The organism is Streptomyces koelreuteriae (assembly GCF_018604545.1).
Lineage (GTDB): Bacteria > Actinomycetota > Actinomycetes > Streptomycetales > Streptomycetaceae > Streptomyces > Streptomyces koelreuteriae.
On sequence record NZ_CP075896.1, the window covers coordinates 4,621,435 to 4,637,232 of the forward strand.

Below are 15,798 nucleotides of genomic sequence, written 5' to 3' on the forward strand. Positions count from 1 at the left end.
CATGACAACCAAGGAACTTCAGGACCAGAAGGCACTCGTCACCGGCGCCACGTCGGGCATCGGCCGCGCGATCGCGGTCAAGCTCGCGGAGGCGGGGGCCACCGTCTATGTGACCGGGCGCAGGGCCGAACTGGGCAAGGAGACCGTCGAGCTGATCGAGCGGGCGGGCGGGACGGGCCACTTCGTCGTCGCGGACGTCGCGAACATCGACGACGTCCGCAGGCTCGCCGAGGAGGTCGGCGAGGTGGACGTGCTCGTGAACAACGCGGGCATCTTCCCGTCCTCGACGACCCCCGATCAGCCGCTCGACAGCTACGAGCAGGTGTTCGACGTCAATGTCCGTGCGACCTACTTCCTGACGGCCGCGCTCGCGCCGGCCATGGTGGCCAAGCAGAAGGGTGCGATCGTCAACGTCTCGTCGGTCGCCGGGCAGATCGGCACCCCGGTCGGCTCCGTCTACAACGCCAGCAAGGCCGCAATGGACGCGCTGACCCGGTCGTGGGCCGTCGAGTTCGGCGCGGCGGGTGTGCGCGTCAACTCCGTGGCACCCGGCCCGATCCGCACCGACAAGGCCGTCGAGACGGTGGGCGAGCTGTTCGAGGAGTTCAGCAGGAACACCCCGCTCGCCCGCGCCGGCGAGCCCGAGGAGATCGCCGAGGCCGTGGCGTTCCTGGCCTCCGACAAGGCCGGCTACATCACCGGCGCGGTGCTCGCCGCCGACGGGGGCTACGTCGCGACCTGAGCGGTCAGGGAGATGCCAGCTGCGGCGGCAGCCCGGCCGCGTGCGTGACGATCAGCCCCGACACGGCTCGCGTCAGCGCCACGTACAGACGCCGCAGGCCGGTGCGCTCGTCGGGTTCGCCGTCGACCACCGCCTGCGGCTCGTCCAGGACGACGTAGTCGTACTCCAGACCCTTCGCGAGCGTGGCCGGGACCAGGGTCAGGCGGGTCTCCTGGGTGGTCTCCTCGCCCGGGCCGAGGTACGGGACACCGGCCTCCGCCAGGGCCTCCGCCAGTGCCGGGATCCGGGCGTCCGCCGCGATCAGGCCGGTCGAGCCCTCGTTGCGCAGCAGCTCGCGGCAGGCCTCGACGACATCGGCGGTCGCGGGGGCTTCCCTGACCTCGAAGTGGCCCGGGTTCTCACGGATCGACTCGACCGGAGTGAGGCCCGGGGCGATGTGCGGCAGCAGCCGGGAGGCGTAGGTGATGACGTCCGTCGGCACACGGAAACCGGCCGTCAGCTCCTCCACCACCGCGTCCTGTTTGCCCAGGTGGGTCAGCGCCTCCTGCCAGCCTCGGGTCGCCCAGGGCGTGGTGCCCTGCGCCAGGTCGCCGAGGACGGTCGCGCTCCCGGTGGTGCAGCGGCGGCCGACCGCCCGGTACTGCATGGGGGAGAGGTCCTGCGCCTCGTCGAGGACGACATGCCCGAGGGAGTGCGTGCGCTGGATCAGGTCGGTGGCCTCGTCGATGAGGACGGCGTCCGCGGTCGACCACTTGGCGGACTTGACGCTGCGCGCGGGCTTCGCCCACAGGATCGCCTTCCGCTCCTCCTCGTCGAGGATCCCCTCGGCGTGCTCGGCGAGGAAGTCCGCGTCCGACAGCAGGCGCAGCACCAGTTTCGCCGGGTCGACGGCCGGCCACACCGTCTTCACGGCCGCCTTGACCGCGCTGTTGCGGGCCACCGCGTCCTGCACCCGGTCGTCCGGGGCTTCGCCCGAGCGCTCCATCTGCACCAGCACCGCGTGCGCGATGCGCTGCGGCAGGGCCTCGCGGGCGGCGCCGTAGCGGATGTCGCGGTCGAGCAACTCGCGGACGATGTCCTCCAGTTCGTACTGGGCGACGCGCCAGCGGCGGGAGCCGCGTACGACCACGACCGGCTCGGTGGGCAGGGTGACGTGCGCGTAGAGGGCCCTGCGCAGCACCTGTGCCATGCGGGCGTCGCCCTTGACGACGGCGGCCGTCGCGTCGTCCGTGCCCTTGATCTCGACGTGGGCCACCAGGTCCTCGACGGTGGCCTGCTGGACGCTCAACTCGCCGAGAGCGGGCAGCACTTGCTCGATGTAGTGCAGGAAGGACCGGTTGGGTCCGATGACCAGGGTGCCGGTGCGGGCGAGGCGCTCGCGGTGGGCGTAGAGGAGATAGGCGACCCGGTGCAGGCCGACGGCGGTCTTCCCGGTGCCCGGGCCGCCCTGTACACACACCGAGCCGGAGAGCCCGGAGCGCACGATCTCGTCCTGCTCGGGCTGGATCGTCGCGACGATGTCCCGCATCGGGCCGACACGCGGACGCTCGATCTCCTGCTGGAGGAGCCGGCTGGTCTTCGCCGCCTCGGCCGGGTCGGAGAGGTGCTCGTCCTCGTACGCCGTGAGGTCGCCGCCCGTGTAGCCGAAGCGGCGGCGCAGCGCGATGTCCAGGGGGTCCTTCTTGGAGGCCCGGTAGAACGGCTGCGAGACGGGTGCGCGCCAGTCGATCACCATGGGGTCGCCGTCGGCGTCGTGCACATGCCGCCGCCCGATGTAGAAGCGCTCGCCCTCCGCACCCTCGGCCTGCTCGGCGCCGGGTGTGTGCAGATAGTCGAGCCGCCCGAAGAACAGCGGGGTGTCGCTGAGGTCGGCCAGGGCCTTGATGCGCTCCTCGATCTGGTGGTTCAGCGCCTCCGCGTTGACCCAGTTCGCGGTGACATCGCTGATGTCGAGGGCCTCGACGTCCTCGCGCATGGCGCGCAGGGCGGAACGGGACGAGGAGAGGTGGGAGCGCTCACGGGAGAGCGGGTCGTCGACGGGCGTGGACAAGGGGGTGCCTCCGGAGGACCTGCGGAAGGGACGGCGGTGAGATACCGGCCGGTTTCCGTCCGGTCGGCGGCGCTCCGAGAGGGAGGCGGGCAAGAGCGGAGATCCTAGAGGAGCGGGGGAGACGACCGCCAACGGTTTTATTCACCGCCAACGGTTTATGCGGCGACCCGTAAGGGTCGTTGTCCCACGGGTCCGCACGAGGTCCGCACGAGGTCCTACGAGAGGTCCTACGAGCGGAGTACCCCACCTCGGTCCCTGGACCGACGCGGGCTTTACGGGCGAAACCGCACCATGGAGACATGAGCGCAGCAACCCTTTCCCCTGCCCCCGCACCGGGCCGGCCGCCGGGTGCCACCGCCGTGACCGGCAGCCACCGCCACCGCCTCGGCGACGCCCTGCGCGCCGTCAAGGTCTTCGCGGGCGCCGCCTTCGACGTGATCGTCCTCGGACAGTACGGCGAGGAGGTCGGCGTGGTCCGCCGCAAGTGAGCCGACGGACCCGCCACTCTCAGCTGTCCGCGAGCAGCTCGTCCGCGTCCACGATCCGGTACGCGTACCCCTGCTCCGCCAGGAAGCGCTGCCGGTGGGCCGCGAAGTCCTGGTCGATGGTGTCCCGGGCGACCACGGAGTAGAAGTGGGCTTGGTGGCCGTCCGACTTGGGGCGCAGCACCCGGCCGAGACGCTGGGCCTCCTCCTGGCGGGAGCCGAAGGTGCCCGACACCTGGATCGCGACGGTCGCCTCGGGCAGGTCGATCGAGAAGTTCGCGACCTTGGAGACCACCAGCACACTGATCTCGCCCTCGCGGAAGGCGTCGAAGAGCTTCTCGCGCTGCGCGTTCGACGTCTCGCCCTTGATCACGGGCGCCCCGAGGTGTTCCCCCAGCTCGTCGAGCTGGTCGATGTACTGGCCGATCACCAGGATCTGCTGTCCGTCGAAGCGGCGGACGATCGCCTCCGTGACCTTCCGCTTGGTCGCGGTCGTGGCGCAGAAGCGGTACTTCTCCTCCGTCTCGGCCGTGGCGTACGCGAGCCGCTCGGAGTCCGTCAGATTGACCCGGACCTCGACGCAGTCGGCGGGCGCGATGTAGCCCTGCGCCTCGATCTCCTTCCACGGCGCGTCGAACCGCTTGGGCCCGATCAGCGAGAACACGTCCGACTCACGGCCGTCCTCGCGCACCAGGGTGGCCGTCAGGCCGAGGCGGCGCCGGGCCTGAAGATCCGCGGTGAACTTGAAGACCGGCGCGGGCAGCAGATGCACCTCGTCGTAGACGACCAGGCCCCAGTCCCGCGAGTCGAACAGCTCCAGATGCGGATAGACGCCCTTCCGCTTGGTCGTCAGCACCTGGTACGTGGCGATGGTGACGGGCCGGATCTCCTTGCGCGTCCCGCTGTACTCGCCGATCTCCTCCTCGGTGAGCGAGGTCCGCTTCACCAGCTCGTGCTTCCACTGCCGGGCGGAGACCGTGTTGGTGACGAGGATCAGCGTCGTGGACTTCGCCTGGGCCATCGCCCCGGCACCGACCAGCGTCTTCCCGGCGCCGCAGGGCAGGACGACGACGCCCGAGCCGCCGTGCCAGAAGTTCTCGACGGCCTGCTTCTGGTACGGCCGCAGCGCCCAGCCGTCCTCGGCCAGCTCGATCGCGTGCGCCTCGCCGTCGACGTACCCGGCGAGGTCCTCGGCCGGCCAGCCCAGCTTCAGCAGGGTCTGCTTGATCTGCCCGCGCTCGGAGGGGTGCACGGCGACGGTGTCCGGGTCGATCCGGGCGCCGACCAGGGGTGTGATCCGCTTGGACCGCAGGATCTCCTCCAGCACCGGCCGGTCGGTGGTCGTCAGGACCAGGCCGTGCGCGGGGTGCTTGGACAGGGTGAGCCGGCCGTAGCGGTCCATCGTCTCGGCGATGTCGACGAGCAGCGCGTGCGGCACCGGATAGCGGCTGTACTCCACCAGCGCGTCCACGACCTGCTCCGCGTCATGGCCCGCCGCGCGCGCGTTCCACAGACCCAGCGGGGTCACCCGGTAGGTGTGGATGTGCTCGGGCGCCCGCTCCAGCTCCGCGAAGGGGGCGATGACACGACGGCAGTCGTCGGCCCGCTCGTGGTCGACTTCCAGGAGCAGGGTCTTGTCGGACTGGACGATCAGCGGACCATTCACACGCGGCACCCTTTCTGCGGCCAAACGTCCAGTGTGCCTGATCGAAGCCGCCCGAGGGTGTGATCTGCGCTGCTGAAACGACGCCGGTCCTACAGAATGCCTTTTCATCCCAACGTGTGGTGTGAATTCAGTTTTTCCACGGCGGCCCCGAAGAATGGCGAACCGTGCAGAATACGCCGACCACCACGCTCGGATACGCCCTGTTCGCCACCCGCTGGCTCCAGGCCCCGCTGTACTTCGGGCTGGTGGCAGCCCAGGGCGTCTACGTCTACAAGTTCTTCAAGGAGCTGTGGACCTTAATCCTCATGTGCGTGAGCGGGCACGCCACTGAGACCTATGTGATGCTCGCCGTGCTCAAGCTCGTCGACGTCGTCATGATCGCCAACCTGCTGATCATGGTGATCGTCGGCGGCTACGAGACCTTCGTCTCGCGCATCGGCCTCCAGGGCCACCGCGACCAGCCGGAGTGGCTCTCGCACGTCAACTCCAACGTACTGAAGGTCAAGCTCGCCACCGCGATCGTGGGCATCTCCTCCGTGCATCTGCTCCAGATGTTCGTGGACGTCCACCACACCTCCCACCACTCCCTGCTGTGGGGGACGGTGATCCACATGGCGTTCATCGCCTCGGCGGCGATCCTCGCGTACATGTCGGGGCCGATGGCGGCGCAGAGCGATCGCGGCCATGCGGATCGCGGGCACGCGGATCGCGGGCACGGTGACCACGGGCACGCCGAGCTCGCGCACGCCGACCGCGAGCCCGCCGGGCACCCGCAGGTCACGCGCCCGCAGCCGGGCGAGACCCCGGCGGCCACCCTGCCCCACCCCCGGCGGCCGGAGCCGGAGCCCACGTCCCTGCCGGAGACCGACGCCGACGCCGAGGCCCGGATCCGCGCGGCCGGTTTCCCCGCCCGCAAGCTGCTGGAGGACTTCGACCAGCAGCACCCCCGGGGCTTCGACCGGGAGACCGTGGCCCGGCTCGGCAAGGCGGAGTTCGTCGCCGCCCGGCGCAACGTCGTGTTCGTCGGGCCGACCGGCACCGGCAAGACGCATCTGGCCGTCGCCCTGGGCGTGCGGGCCTGCCAGGCCGGGCACCGGGTGATGTTCGCGACCGCCGCCGAGTGGGCCGCCCGGCTGTCCGACGCCCGGGCCGCCGGCCGGCTCGACGCGGAGCTGGCCGCCCTCGACGATCACCCCCTCCTGATCGTCGACGAGATCGGCTACACGCCCTTCGACGCGGCCACCGCCGGCCTGTTCTTCCGGCTGGTCGCGCACCGCTACGAGCGCGGCTCGCTGATCGTGACCAGCGACCGCCCGCTCGGCCGCTGGGACGAGGTGTTCGGCACCTCCGCACCCGCGATGGCGGACCGCCTCGCCCATCACGCCGAGGTGGTCCGGCTGGAGGGCGACAGCTACCGGACGCGCCGCGCTACCGCAGCGTGGACAGACTGATGGTGTTGACCAGCGGGCCCTCGACGGAGACGCCTTCGCCCACCAGGGATTCGGCGTGGGCCGCCGGGATGGGCAGCGGCAGCGCGGGCGTGGCCGCCGCGGCCGAGGGCGCGAACACGCCCACCAAGGCGGCGGCGAAGAGGACGACGGCGGGAAGCTTTTCACGCATGGCGGCAGGGCCTTTCACGGGCTGAGCGGTGCGGGACACCGCACCCCGGGCCGGCCCGGAACGCGGGGCCGGCCCCCACGGGTGCGCGGAGACGGATCAGATCTGCGGCGTCTCGATGACGAGGCCGGCGACATCGATGCCCACCGCCGCGGCCGGGGTGGCGAGACCACCGAACATCATCAGGACGGCGGTGGCCAGGACGGCGGTGACTCGACGGACAGCGCGCATGCTGGGACTTCCTTTCGGCAGTGCTCACAGGAACACCCGGTGGCTGCCCCCGGGCACAGCGCGTGAAGCGGCACGCCCGGCAAGGTCGCCCGAGCGTGGGACATCCCCGGCGTGGCGTGCATGAACGCCGCCGTGCACCCGAACGGGTGAGAAGCGCCCCCCTGCCCGGGCGGGGGTCAGCCCGCGTCGTCGGCGAGCTCCGCGACCCCGGTGATCCGGTGCAGCGGATACGTACGGACCTCGTCCGCCGTGTGGTCGTACGCCGTGACGAAGCCGCCCTCGACGCGGATGGGCGCGATGACCCGCTGGCTGGCGGTGCCCTCGGCGTTGACGTAGCCGATCCACAGGGCCTCACCGGTCAGGACGGCGGCCTGCATGGTGGCGAGGGTCTCGGCGGAACCGGTGCGGGGCAGCTCGCCGTCGGCCGCCGGAGTGGCGCCGGGCTTGCGCGGGGTGGTGGAGGCGAGGTCGCCCGCCCGGATGGCGCGCAGGGCCGCCGCGAGGAGGACGTCGTCGGGGACCGGCGGACCGTCCGGCACCGGCTCGGGCGCCGTACGCGGCGGGGTGCGGTGGGCGAGGGCGCGGGTGATCAGCACATCGCCCTCGGCGGACTCGGCGGCCGGTGCGAACCCCATCGCCCGCAGCCCTTCGAGGAGCCCCGCGGGATCGGCCTGCGCGGCGAGCACGGTCGGGGCGAGTCGGCGCAGGCCGAGCCCGGCGGCCCGCTTGTCGGCGAGGATCTCGTTGAGGACCGCGTCGTCGTCGCAGCGTACGTACGCCGAGGCCGCGCCGACGCGCAGATGGCCGTGCCGGCGGGCCACGTCGTCGATCAGATAGGCGAGCGGCTGCGGCACCGGCGTACGGGAGTGCGTGGTGAGGAAGGCGTGCAGGTCGGAGGCGGCCTGACCGGCGTCGAGCGCGCGGCGCACCGAGCCGGGCGTGAACCGGTAGACGGTGGCCCCGCCCTTGGACTCGACGTCCGCCAGCACCCCGAGCATGTCGGCGAGCGGGCGCCGCAGGGGCCCGGGCGCCACCGCCGTCAGGTCGGCCTGGAGCAGCACGTGGTCCAGCGGCTCGGGCAGCTGGGGCGCCAGGAGCCGGGCCGCGGCGGCGGAGGCGACGGACTGTTCGGCGGGGGAGAGGGGAGCGACCGGGGCGGGACGATGGTGGTGGTGATGGACGGGGAGCTTGTCTCCCGGACCAGTAGGCGGACCCGCCGATGCGGAGGGCTCCGCCTCGGGGTGCTTCGCGGCCGCCGCCGGTCCCAGCAGGGCCCGGCCGTGCCCCGACAACGCGCCCCGGCCGGTCACGCCCAGCAGCTCCGCCTCCGACAGCGCCCACTCGGCGAGACGGCCGCGCAGGTCGTCCTCGCGTCGGTCGCCGCGCAGGGGCCGCTCCCAGCGCAGCCGGGCGAGCACCGACTCGGCTGCCGGAGCGGCCCCCTCCGGCAGCCCGGCCAGCAGCGCCAGCACCCGGTGCCGTACCTCGGGCGCCGCCGAGCGGTCCAGGCCCGGCCCGAGCGCCGACAACGTACGGTCCTTCGCGTCCCGCCCGCCCACCAGCCCGGCCGTCCGGGTCGCCGCGAGCCAGGCCGTGGCCAGCCGCGACCAGCGCTCGGCGGGGGGCGCCTGAAGCCACTCGTCGTAGGCCGGGGTCGCCGCGTACCGCTCGTCGGCCTCCCCGTCCGAGGCGATCAGGCCCGCCGCGTACGCCAGTTCCACCCAGAACGCGGCGACCGGCTCGGGCGCGTCGAGGGCGACGGCGGTCCGCTTCAGGTCCCGCACGCTCAGCCCACCCGCCCGCAGCACCGCGGGCCCGCCCTCGTCCCAGTCCTTCAGCAGCTCCTCGACGGTCGCCAGCGCGGTGTACGCCTGCCCGGCCGCCGTACTGTCCACAACCTGTGGACGATGTACGGCGGCGGCCTCGACCACCGGCGGCGCGGGCTCGGGCGTCCGGTGCGCCGGCCCCCGCCGCAGATGCAGGGCGACCTCGCGCGGCAGGACGACCGTCCCCGGCGCCGTCGGCAGCAGCAGCCCCCGGTCCAGCAGCCAGCGCAGCCGGGCCGCCGGATCCGCGGTGACCTGCCCGTACGGCGGCCCCCACACGAGACGCTCCAGTACCTCCAGGGAGTCGGCCGGGGCGTCGGCGAGCAGCGCGGTCATCCGGTCCCGGTCCGTGAACAGGCCGGTGAGGGCGGTCACCGCGGAGACCGAGTCATGCGTCGAGGCCAGCCCGGCGGTCGTGACGATCTCCTGGATCCGCCCCGGGGACATCCCGGCGGTGGCCTCCTGGACCGTCGGGCCGAGACCGGTCGGCGAGGGGTGCTGCGGCGCGGGTGCCAGCAGTTCACGTGCCGTGCGCACCAGCCGCAGCCGGTCGTCGCCGCCCCAGACCAGGGCCTGCTCGCGCAGGACGTCCAGGGCGTGCGGCAGGGCGGCGACGACGGCCGGGTCGGCGTCGTCCCCGGCGGTGAGCCCGAGCAGTTCGTCGTACGTCGCCGGGTCCCCGGCCACGGCCAGCGCCTCCGCCGTCTGCAGCGCGAACCGGTCCAGCCGCTCCAGGGCGCGCACGACCGAGGCACGGGTGCCGGCCCGGGTCGCGAGCTGTGTGAGGTCGGTCGGCACGGGCGTGATGAGGTCCGGGCGGCTGCGCAGGAGCGCGGCCAGCGCGGCATCGCCCCGCGCGCGGAGCGCTTCGGCGAGGGAGCGGGGGGCCGGGGGCCTGTCCTCGGTGCTCATCCGGTCCACGGTAGCGGGTCGCCTCGGGCGGCCGGGCCGACCGCGGGCACCCCGGACCCCGATCGCGGGACGGGCTTTTGGCCGACCTGCCGGGACTCGCGATACCGTCGTCCGACGGCGTCAGCCAACGCACCCGCCCCGGAGGGGACTTCGTGGGGATTGAGAGCGACCAGGTCGTTTACGAGTATCTGAGCCGTGTCGGCGACGTGGCCCAGCAGCGGCAGTTGTCGTCGGCCACCCGGATGCGCCTGGTCGCCGACCTGCGTAACGAGATCGACCGGCGCCGCGCGAAGGTCACCGTCGACTCGCCCGCCGCCGTCCGCCGCATCCTGACCCGCATGGGCAGCCCCGACGAGATCGTGGCGGCGGCAGCGGAAGGCACCGGCGACGCGCCGCGGAGCGCCCCGGCCCCCGCCGCCGTCCCCGTGCAGCGCGACGACGAGCCGGAGGAGCGGGCGAAGGGGATGCTGCGGCGCGTCGTCCCGCGGCCCCGCCCGGCCCGGCCCGGCGAGGAGTCGCGCCCGGCGCCCGCCGAGGGCCCGGCCCCGCCGCACCTGGCCGCCGGGCACGAGCTCGGGGACAGCGTCGTCCAGCCCGACTGGTGGCGGGTGGACAGCAGCCCGTTCGGAGTGGGCGAGGAGGTGCCGGGCTTCGTGGGCGGCGTGGAACTGCCGGACCTGCTGAAGCCGCCGCAGCCGAGGAAGCCGGAGCCGGAGAAGACGGCGGCCGAGCCGCCCGTCGAGGCCGTCGAGGAGGAGGCCGTCGCCGGCACCCGGCGCCGCCGCCTCCCCGGTCTGCCCTCCGGCAACTGGAGCAACCCGCTGCTCCTGGCCGCCGCCGCTCTGCTCGTCGCGGGCGCCGTGCTCGGCAACTGGTTCGTGCTCCTCCTCGGCTGGCTCATCGCCTACGCCTCACGCCGGCTGACCCAGGCGGAGACGAAGTGGGCGGTCATGGTCCTGCCCGGGCTCGCCGTCACCTCGGGCCTGGTCTGGCTCTGGGGCAGGATGAACGGCCGTTGGGGCACTCCGATCGCCGAGGGCCACATGAACGACGCGGTCTCCGAGACCTGGCCCTGGGTGGTCCGGGGCGCGGCGGTGGCCTCGGCGTTGTTCCTGGTGTGGCGCTCGCAGCGGCAGAAGTAGCCCACATCCCGGGCACCCCCGGGACGCCTGTGGGTCATACGCCCTGGGCACAATGGCGCATATGGCACTCACCGTCGGTTTCGACCTGGACATGACCCTCATCGACTCCCGTCCCGGCATCCGCGCCTGCTACCAGGCGCTGTCCGAGCGGACGGGGACCTACATCGACGCCGATCTGACGGTCACGCGGCTCGGGCCGCCGCTGGCCGAGGAGTTGATCAACTGGTTCCCGGCGGAGGAGGTCGCGGACATGGCCGTCCTGTACCGCGCGATGTACCCGTCGATCGCCATCGCCGCGACCCCGGCGATGACCGGCGCCGCCGAGGCCATCGCGGCCGTACGGGAGGCCGGCGGACGCGCGATAGTCGTCACCGCCAAGTACGAGCCCAACGCCAAGCTGCACCTCGCCCACCTGGGCATGGAGCCCGACGCGGTGATCGGCGACCTGTGGGCCGAACAGAAGGCGGAGGCGCTGCGCGAGCACGACGCGGGCGTCTATGTCGGCGACCACGTCGGGGACGTGCGCGGCGCCCGGACGGCCGGCGCGCTGTCCGTCGCGGTGGCCACCGGCCCCTGCCCCCCGGAGGAACTGCGCGCGGCGGGCGCGGACGTCGTCCTCGCCGACCTGACCGAATTCCCCGGGTGGCTCGCCGGCTACCGCCCCGCGCGCGCCTGACGGCGGCCGGCCGCCACGGAACGCAGTACTCCCGCGCCGGCCATCAGGAAACCGACCGCCATGAGCATGCTCAATCCGAACATGTACGTCGGAAAGGGCGTCGTCCCGAGGAACAGCGGGGCGACCGTGACCAGTGTGGCCACGGCACCGATGAAGAAGACGATGGCACCGGCACGGACCAGACGGTCACCGGGCGCGGCGGAATTCGTTTGGGTTTTGTCAGGCACCGGACCAGGGTAGTTCCCTGCCCGAAGGAACAACCCGGTGACGTCTTGTCACCGGCCTGAAGAGCATTAGCCTTGGTACCGGCGGGTCCGTGCGGCCCGCCCGAGTGCTATCAAGAGCCGTTTCCAGAAGCAGTTTTCCGACGAGTACGAGGACGAGGACAGACGTGCCTACCGGCAAGGTCAAGTGGTTCAACAGCGAGAAGGGCTTCGGCTTTCTCTCCCGCGACGACGGCGGTGACGTCTTCGTCCATTCCTCGGTCCTCCCCGCCGGAGTCGAGACGCTCAAGCCCGGTCAGCGCGTGGAGTTCGGCGTGGTCGCCGGGCAGCGCGGCGACCAGGCACTGTCCCTGACGATTCTGGACCCGACCCCCTCCGTCGCTGCGGCGACGCGCAAGAAGCCGGACGAACTCGCCTCGATCGTCCAGGACCTCACGACCCTGCTGGAGAACATCACCCCGATGCTGGAGCGGGGCCGCTACCCCGAGCGCACCTCCGGCAAGAAGATCGCCGGCCTGCTGCGGGCGGTCGCCGACCAGCTGGACGTCTGAGGCTTCTCAGGGAAAGCGCAGCGCGTTCGGGCCGAGGGGCGGTACGAGTCCCTCGGCCGCCGCGCGTGTGAGCAGTCCGCGTACGGCCGCGTAGCCGTCCTCGCCGAGACCGGCCGTGAACTCGTTGACGTACAGCCCGATGTGCTGGTCGGCGACGGCCGGGTCCATCTCCTGGGCGTGCTCCATGACGTACGGGCGGGACACCTCGGGGTCGTCCCAGGCGGCGCGCACCGACGTCCGGATGGAGTCGGCCAGCAGCCGCAGCTTCTGCTCGCCCAGCGACCGCTTGGCGATGATCGCGCCCAGCGGGATCGGCAGCCCGGTGGTGTGCTCCCAGTGCTCGCCCATGTCGGCGAGCTTGTGCAGGCCGTAGCCGCCGTAGGTGAAGCGCGCCTCGTGGATCACGAGTCCCGCGTCGACCTTCCCATCCCGCACGGCCGGCATGATCTCGTGGAACGGCATGACGACGATCTCGCCGACCCCGTCGGCCAGGGTGTCGGCGGCCCACAGCCGGAACAGCAGATAGGCGGTGGACTTCTCGCTGGGCACCGCGACCCGGCGCCCGGTGAGGTCGACGTCCGCCTCCCGCGTCAGCACCAGCGGCCCGCAGCCCCGCCCCAGCGCACCCCCGCAGGGCAGCAGCGCGTACTCGTCGAGGACGTACGGCAGCACGGCGTACGACACCTTCAGTACGTCGAACTCGCCGCGCTCGGCCATGCCGTTGGTGACGTCGATGTCGGCGAAGGTCACGTCGAGGGCGGGGGCGCCGGGGACACGGTCGTGGGCCAGGGCGTCGAAGACGAACGTGTCGTTCGGGCAGGGGGAGTACGCGATCTGCAACTGGTCACTGGTCATGCCGGTTCCAACTCTCCAGTACGGGCACGAGCTTCCCGAAACCCTCGGTCAAGGCGGCCAGGGCGTCCCCGATGCGCCAGGCGGCGCGGTCGCGCGGCCCGACGGGATTGGAGACCGCCCGGATCTCCAGCACGGGCACCCCGTGCGCACCGGCGGCCTCGGCGACACCGAAGCCCTCCATGGCCTCGGCCAGCGCGGTGGGGTGCCGCTCGCGCAGCGCGGTGGCCCTGGCGGCCGTCCCGGTCACAGTGGACACGGTGAGCACGGCCCCCGTACGGGCCCCGGCGGCCTCGGCGACCCGCCGTACGAGGTCCCCGGGCGGCTGGTGACGCACGGTCCCGAACCCGAGCTCCGTGACCGGCACGAACCCGTCGGGCGTCTCGGCGCCCAGATCGGCCGCGACGATCTCATCGGCGACGACCAGCGACCCCACGGGCGCGTCCGGCTGGAAGCCGCCCCCGATCCCGGCGGAGACGACGAGGTCGTAGGGGGTGCCTTGGAGGGCGGCGGCGGTGAGAGCGGAGGCGACGGACGCGGCGGCGAGGGCGGGCCCGACACCGACGTCGATCACATCGGTCCAGCCGTGGGCAGTCGTTCCGCCGGTGCGGAACGGGTGGGCACGGCCGACAGCGCCGAGCGCCGCGTCATCGGACCCCGGCGAAATCCCACCGAAGGCCTGTGCCACCGCGTCCCTCTCCACAGGAACAGCGGTGGCGATCAGCACCCTGCCCAGCCCAGCGGCAGCGATCAGGCGTCCTTCTCGAGCTTGAAGTTCCAGAGGCCGGACGTGTCCTTCTCGCCCTCCTTGATGGAGACCAGCGTCGAGTCGCCCTGCGCGCCGTACTGGGCGTTGAAGAACACGCTGCCCGGGATGGTGCGGTACGTCTTCGTGCTGGCGTCGGTCAGCGGCTGACCGTTCATCAGGATCGTCCAGCCCTTGTCGGCGATCTCCGGGTCGACACCGAAGCGCACGGTCTCGTCCGGGTCGACCGAGATGGACTTGATGCCCTTGTCCTTCAGGCACTGCGTGAGGTCGGCGGGCTTCAGGGCGTCGCCCTCGCCGCCACAGGTGGCCTCGGAGTTCACCGAGTCGCTGCCCACGGTCACCGTGGCCATCGGCGTCGGCTTGTCACAGGCCGACAGGACGAGCAGTCCGGCGGATACGACACCGGCGACAGCGACGGCGCGGCGGCGTCGCACTACGGATTGCAACGTGTTCATGGGCGAAGGTTATCCGGCACGCGGGTCGGACCGCCCACGCGGGGTACGGCGTGCCCGACGGCTACGCCACCCGCGGCCGTGTCGTACCACCGCGTCGGGCCGAGCCGATCAGCCCCCGGACGGTCGTCACCCACCCGGTGGCGACGATCGCGGCACCCACGGCCAGCCCGGCCGTGCCGTTGAGCGGCATCACGATGCCGACCGCCCCGCCCAGCACCCAGGACATCTGCAGCAGGGTCTCGGAGCGGGCGAAGGCCGAGGTGCGGACCAGTTCGGGCACGTCCCGCTGGATCAGCGCGTCCAGCGACAGCTTGGCCAGGGCCTGTGCGAAGCCGGCCATCGCCGCCAGGCAGGCCACCAGGACCGCGCTGAAGAACACGGACGCCAGGATCGCCACGCCCACCACACACGCCACCACCGTCACGATGATGATCTCCGGGGCCCGGGAGCGCAGCCACGCCCCGACCGCCGTACCGAGCGCGTTGCCCACGCCCGCCGAGACGCCCACGATCCCCAGGGACACCGCCGCGCTCTGGCCGGAGACCGGGTGCTCGCGCAGCAGGAAGGCGAGGAAGAAGATCAGGAAGCCGGTGAGGCAGCGGATGGAGGCGTTGGCGGCCAGGGCGTGGGTGACGGCCGGGCCGACCGTGCGCAGCCCGGGGCGTTTGACGGGCCTGCGGTGCGGGCCGTGCAGATGCTGTTCGTCCGCGGCCAGCAGCGCGGTGTCCTCGCCCTTGGCGGAGTCGACCTTGGGCGGCAGCGTGAACGACAGGACCGCACCCACGATGAACAGCACGAAGGCGCCGTAGAGCGGCCAGCGCGGTCCGATCTGCTGGAGTCCGGCGCCGATCGGGGCGGCGATGCCGGTGGCGAGGAGGCCGCCGAGGGTGACCCGCGAGTTGGCCTTCACCAGGGAGAAGCGGGGTGGCAGCAGCCGGGGCACGACGGCGCTTCTGACCACCCCGTACGCCTTCGACGCGACGAGGACGCCGAGCGCCGCCGGATACAGCTCGATACCGCCGGTGGCGACGGCCCCGGACAGGACGATCGCGAGCAGCGCCCGGGCCAGCATCGCACCGGCCATGGCCGCGCGGCGGCCGTGCGGGATGCGGTCGAGGAGAGGGCCGATCACCGGCGCGAGGAGCGTGAAGGGCGCCATGGTGATGGCGAGGTACAGCGCGACCCGGCCGCGGGCCTCGTCGGTGGGGACGGAGAAGAAGACCGTCGAGGCGAGGGCGACGGTGACCATGACATCGCCGGCGCCGTTCACGCCGTGCAGTTCGATCAGCTTGCCGAGGCCGGACTCGCCGGCGCCGTGCGCGTGGGTGGCCTTGCGGATGCCGCGGGCGGTGCCGGTCACCGGGAAGTGCAGGGCACGGCCGACCGCGCGGAGGGAGCCGCGCATACGGCCCGGTCCGCGTCGTCGGCTGCTTCCCTTGACGGGCGTCTTCGCGGCTGCCACGACGTCATAGTGCCCCGAGAAGGCTGTGGGTAGTGCCATTACCGCTTGTATAGGGCCTGTGGGGTGACTGTCGGATGACTGCCCGGTCGTCGGGTCATGGGACCGTCGGTGTACGTGAAGTGGGGCGGAAGGGTAGCG

The 15,798-nt window shown here is 72.4% G+C and carries 16 protein-coding genes; 6 read left to right on the top strand and 10 right to left on the bottom strand.

The window, feature by feature from the left end; all coding sequences use genetic code 11:
* Nucleotide 1 precedes the first annotated feature (1 nt).
* A complete protein-coding gene (locus tag KJK29_RS20945) occupies nucleotides 2-742 on the top strand; it encodes an SDR family NAD(P)-dependent oxidoreductase (RefSeq protein WP_215120680.1) in 741 nt (246 codons plus the stop codon).
* Between the two features lie 4 nt (nucleotides 743-746).
* On the opposite strand, the gene KJK29_RS20950 is transcribed toward KJK29_RS20945, so the two are convergent.
* Nucleotides 747-2,792, bottom strand: coding sequence for a HelD family protein (locus KJK29_RS20950; RefSeq protein WP_215120681.1), 2,046 nt, complete (start codon nucleotides 2,790-2,792; stop codon nucleotides 747-749).
* A gap of 299 nt (nucleotides 2,793-3,091) precedes the next feature.
* Between KJK29_RS20950 and KJK29_RS20955 the strand changes: the two genes are divergently transcribed.
* A complete protein-coding gene (locus KJK29_RS20955; protein WP_184599430.1) occupies nucleotides 3,092-3,280 on the top strand; it encodes a hypothetical protein in 189 nt (62 codons plus the stop codon).
* Nucleotides 3,281-3,299: 19 nt separating this feature from the next.
* Here KJK29_RS20955 and KJK29_RS20960 read toward each other — a convergent pair whose 3' ends face one another.
* Nucleotides 3,300-4,943: a DNA repair helicase XPB gene (locus KJK29_RS20960; RefSeq protein ID WP_215120682.1), complete on the bottom strand. Its 1,644-nt coding sequence runs from the start codon at nucleotides 4,941-4,943 to the stop codon at nucleotides 3,300-3,302.
* A 164-nt stretch (nucleotides 4,944-5,107) separates the two neighbouring features.
* On the opposite strand from KJK29_RS20960, the gene istB reads away from it, so the two are divergent.
* Nucleotides 5,108-6,394, top strand: coding sequence for an IS21-like element helper ATPase IstB (gene istB, locus KJK29_RS20965; RefSeq protein WP_215120683.1), 1,287 nt, complete (start codon nucleotides 5,108-5,110; stop codon nucleotides 6,392-6,394).
* On the opposite strand, the gene KJK29_RS20970 is transcribed toward istB, so the two are convergent.
* From KJK29_RS20970 to KJK29_RS20975, 3 genes are all read right to left on the bottom strand, one after another.
* Nucleotides 6,372-6,563 (bottom strand): hypothetical protein, encoded by a 192-nt coding sequence (locus tag KJK29_RS20970; RefSeq protein WP_215120684.1) that lies wholly within the window; start codon nucleotides 6,561-6,563, stop codon nucleotides 6,372-6,374. The genes istB and KJK29_RS20970 overlap by 23 nt on opposite strands.
* 96 nt (nucleotides 6,564-6,659) lie before the next feature.
* Nucleotides 6,660-6,791, bottom strand: a complete 132-nt coding sequence (locus tag KJK29_RS39180) for a hypothetical protein (RefSeq protein WP_255961296.1) — start codon at nucleotides 6,789-6,791, stop codon at nucleotides 6,660-6,662.
* A 176-nt stretch (nucleotides 6,792-6,967) separates the two neighbouring features.
* Entirely contained in the window at nucleotides 6,968-9,529 is a 2,562-nt protein-coding gene (locus KJK29_RS20975) for a helicase C-terminal domain-containing protein (protein WP_215120685.1), read from the bottom strand.
* A 152-nt stretch (nucleotides 9,530-9,681) separates the two neighbouring features.
* Here KJK29_RS20975 and KJK29_RS20980 point away from each other — a divergent pair, with 152 nt between their 5' ends.
* Complete coding sequence (locus KJK29_RS20980; protein ID WP_215120686.1) at nucleotides 9,682-10,671, top strand: hypothetical protein; 990 nt, start codon at nucleotides 9,682-9,684, stop codon at nucleotides 10,669-10,671.
* Between the two features lie 52 nt (nucleotides 10,672-10,723).
* A complete protein-coding gene (locus KJK29_RS20985; RefSeq protein ID WP_215120687.1) occupies nucleotides 10,724-11,347 on the top strand; it encodes an HAD family hydrolase in 624 nt (207 codons plus the stop codon).
* On the opposite strand, the gene KJK29_RS20990 is transcribed toward KJK29_RS20985, so the two are convergent.
* Nucleotides 11,326-11,574, bottom strand: coding sequence for a hypothetical protein (locus KJK29_RS20990; RefSeq protein WP_184599437.1), 249 nt, complete (start codon nucleotides 11,572-11,574; stop codon nucleotides 11,326-11,328). The genes KJK29_RS20985 and KJK29_RS20990 overlap by 22 nt on opposite strands.
* A 164-nt stretch (nucleotides 11,575-11,738) precedes the next feature.
* On the opposite strand from KJK29_RS20990, the gene KJK29_RS39185 reads away from it, so the two are divergent.
* Nucleotides 11,739-12,122, top strand: a complete 384-nt coding sequence (locus KJK29_RS39185) for a cold-shock protein (RefSeq protein WP_189729237.1) — start codon at nucleotides 11,739-11,741, stop codon at nucleotides 12,120-12,122.
* Between the two features lie 6 nt (nucleotides 12,123-12,128).
* Here the strand turns inward: KJK29_RS39185 and KJK29_RS21000 are convergent, their stop codons facing one another.
* The 4 genes from KJK29_RS21000 to KJK29_RS21015 form a co-directional block, all read right to left on the bottom strand.
* The gene (locus tag KJK29_RS21000) at nucleotides 12,129-12,977 is read right to left on the bottom strand and encodes a 1,4-dihydroxy-6-naphthoate synthase (protein ID WP_215120688.1); all 849 of its coding nucleotides are present in this window, start codon (nucleotides 12,975-12,977) and stop codon (nucleotides 12,129-12,131) included.
* The gene (locus tag KJK29_RS21005) at nucleotides 12,967-13,755 is read right to left on the bottom strand and encodes a futalosine hydrolase (protein WP_285439967.1); all 789 of its coding nucleotides are present in this window, start codon (nucleotides 13,753-13,755) and stop codon (nucleotides 12,967-12,969) included. Before KJK29_RS21005 ends, KJK29_RS21000 begins: the two co-directional genes overlap by 11 nt.
* Nucleotides 13,725-14,198 carry a DUF2771 domain-containing protein gene (locus tag KJK29_RS21010; RefSeq protein ID WP_251057882.1) on the bottom strand — a complete coding sequence of 158 codons (474 nt, stop codon included), beginning with the start codon at nucleotides 14,196-14,198 and terminating at the stop codon, nucleotides 13,725-13,727. The genes KJK29_RS21005 and KJK29_RS21010 overlap by 31 nt, the downstream gene beginning before the upstream one ends.
* Before the next feature lie 61 nt (nucleotides 14,199-14,259).
* On the bottom strand, nucleotides 14,260-15,660 hold the full coding sequence (locus KJK29_RS21015; RefSeq protein ID WP_370869150.1) for an MFS transporter: 1,401 nt from the start codon (nucleotides 15,658-15,660) through the stop codon (nucleotides 14,260-14,262).
* Between the last annotated feature and the right edge of the window lie 138 nt (nucleotides 15,661-15,798).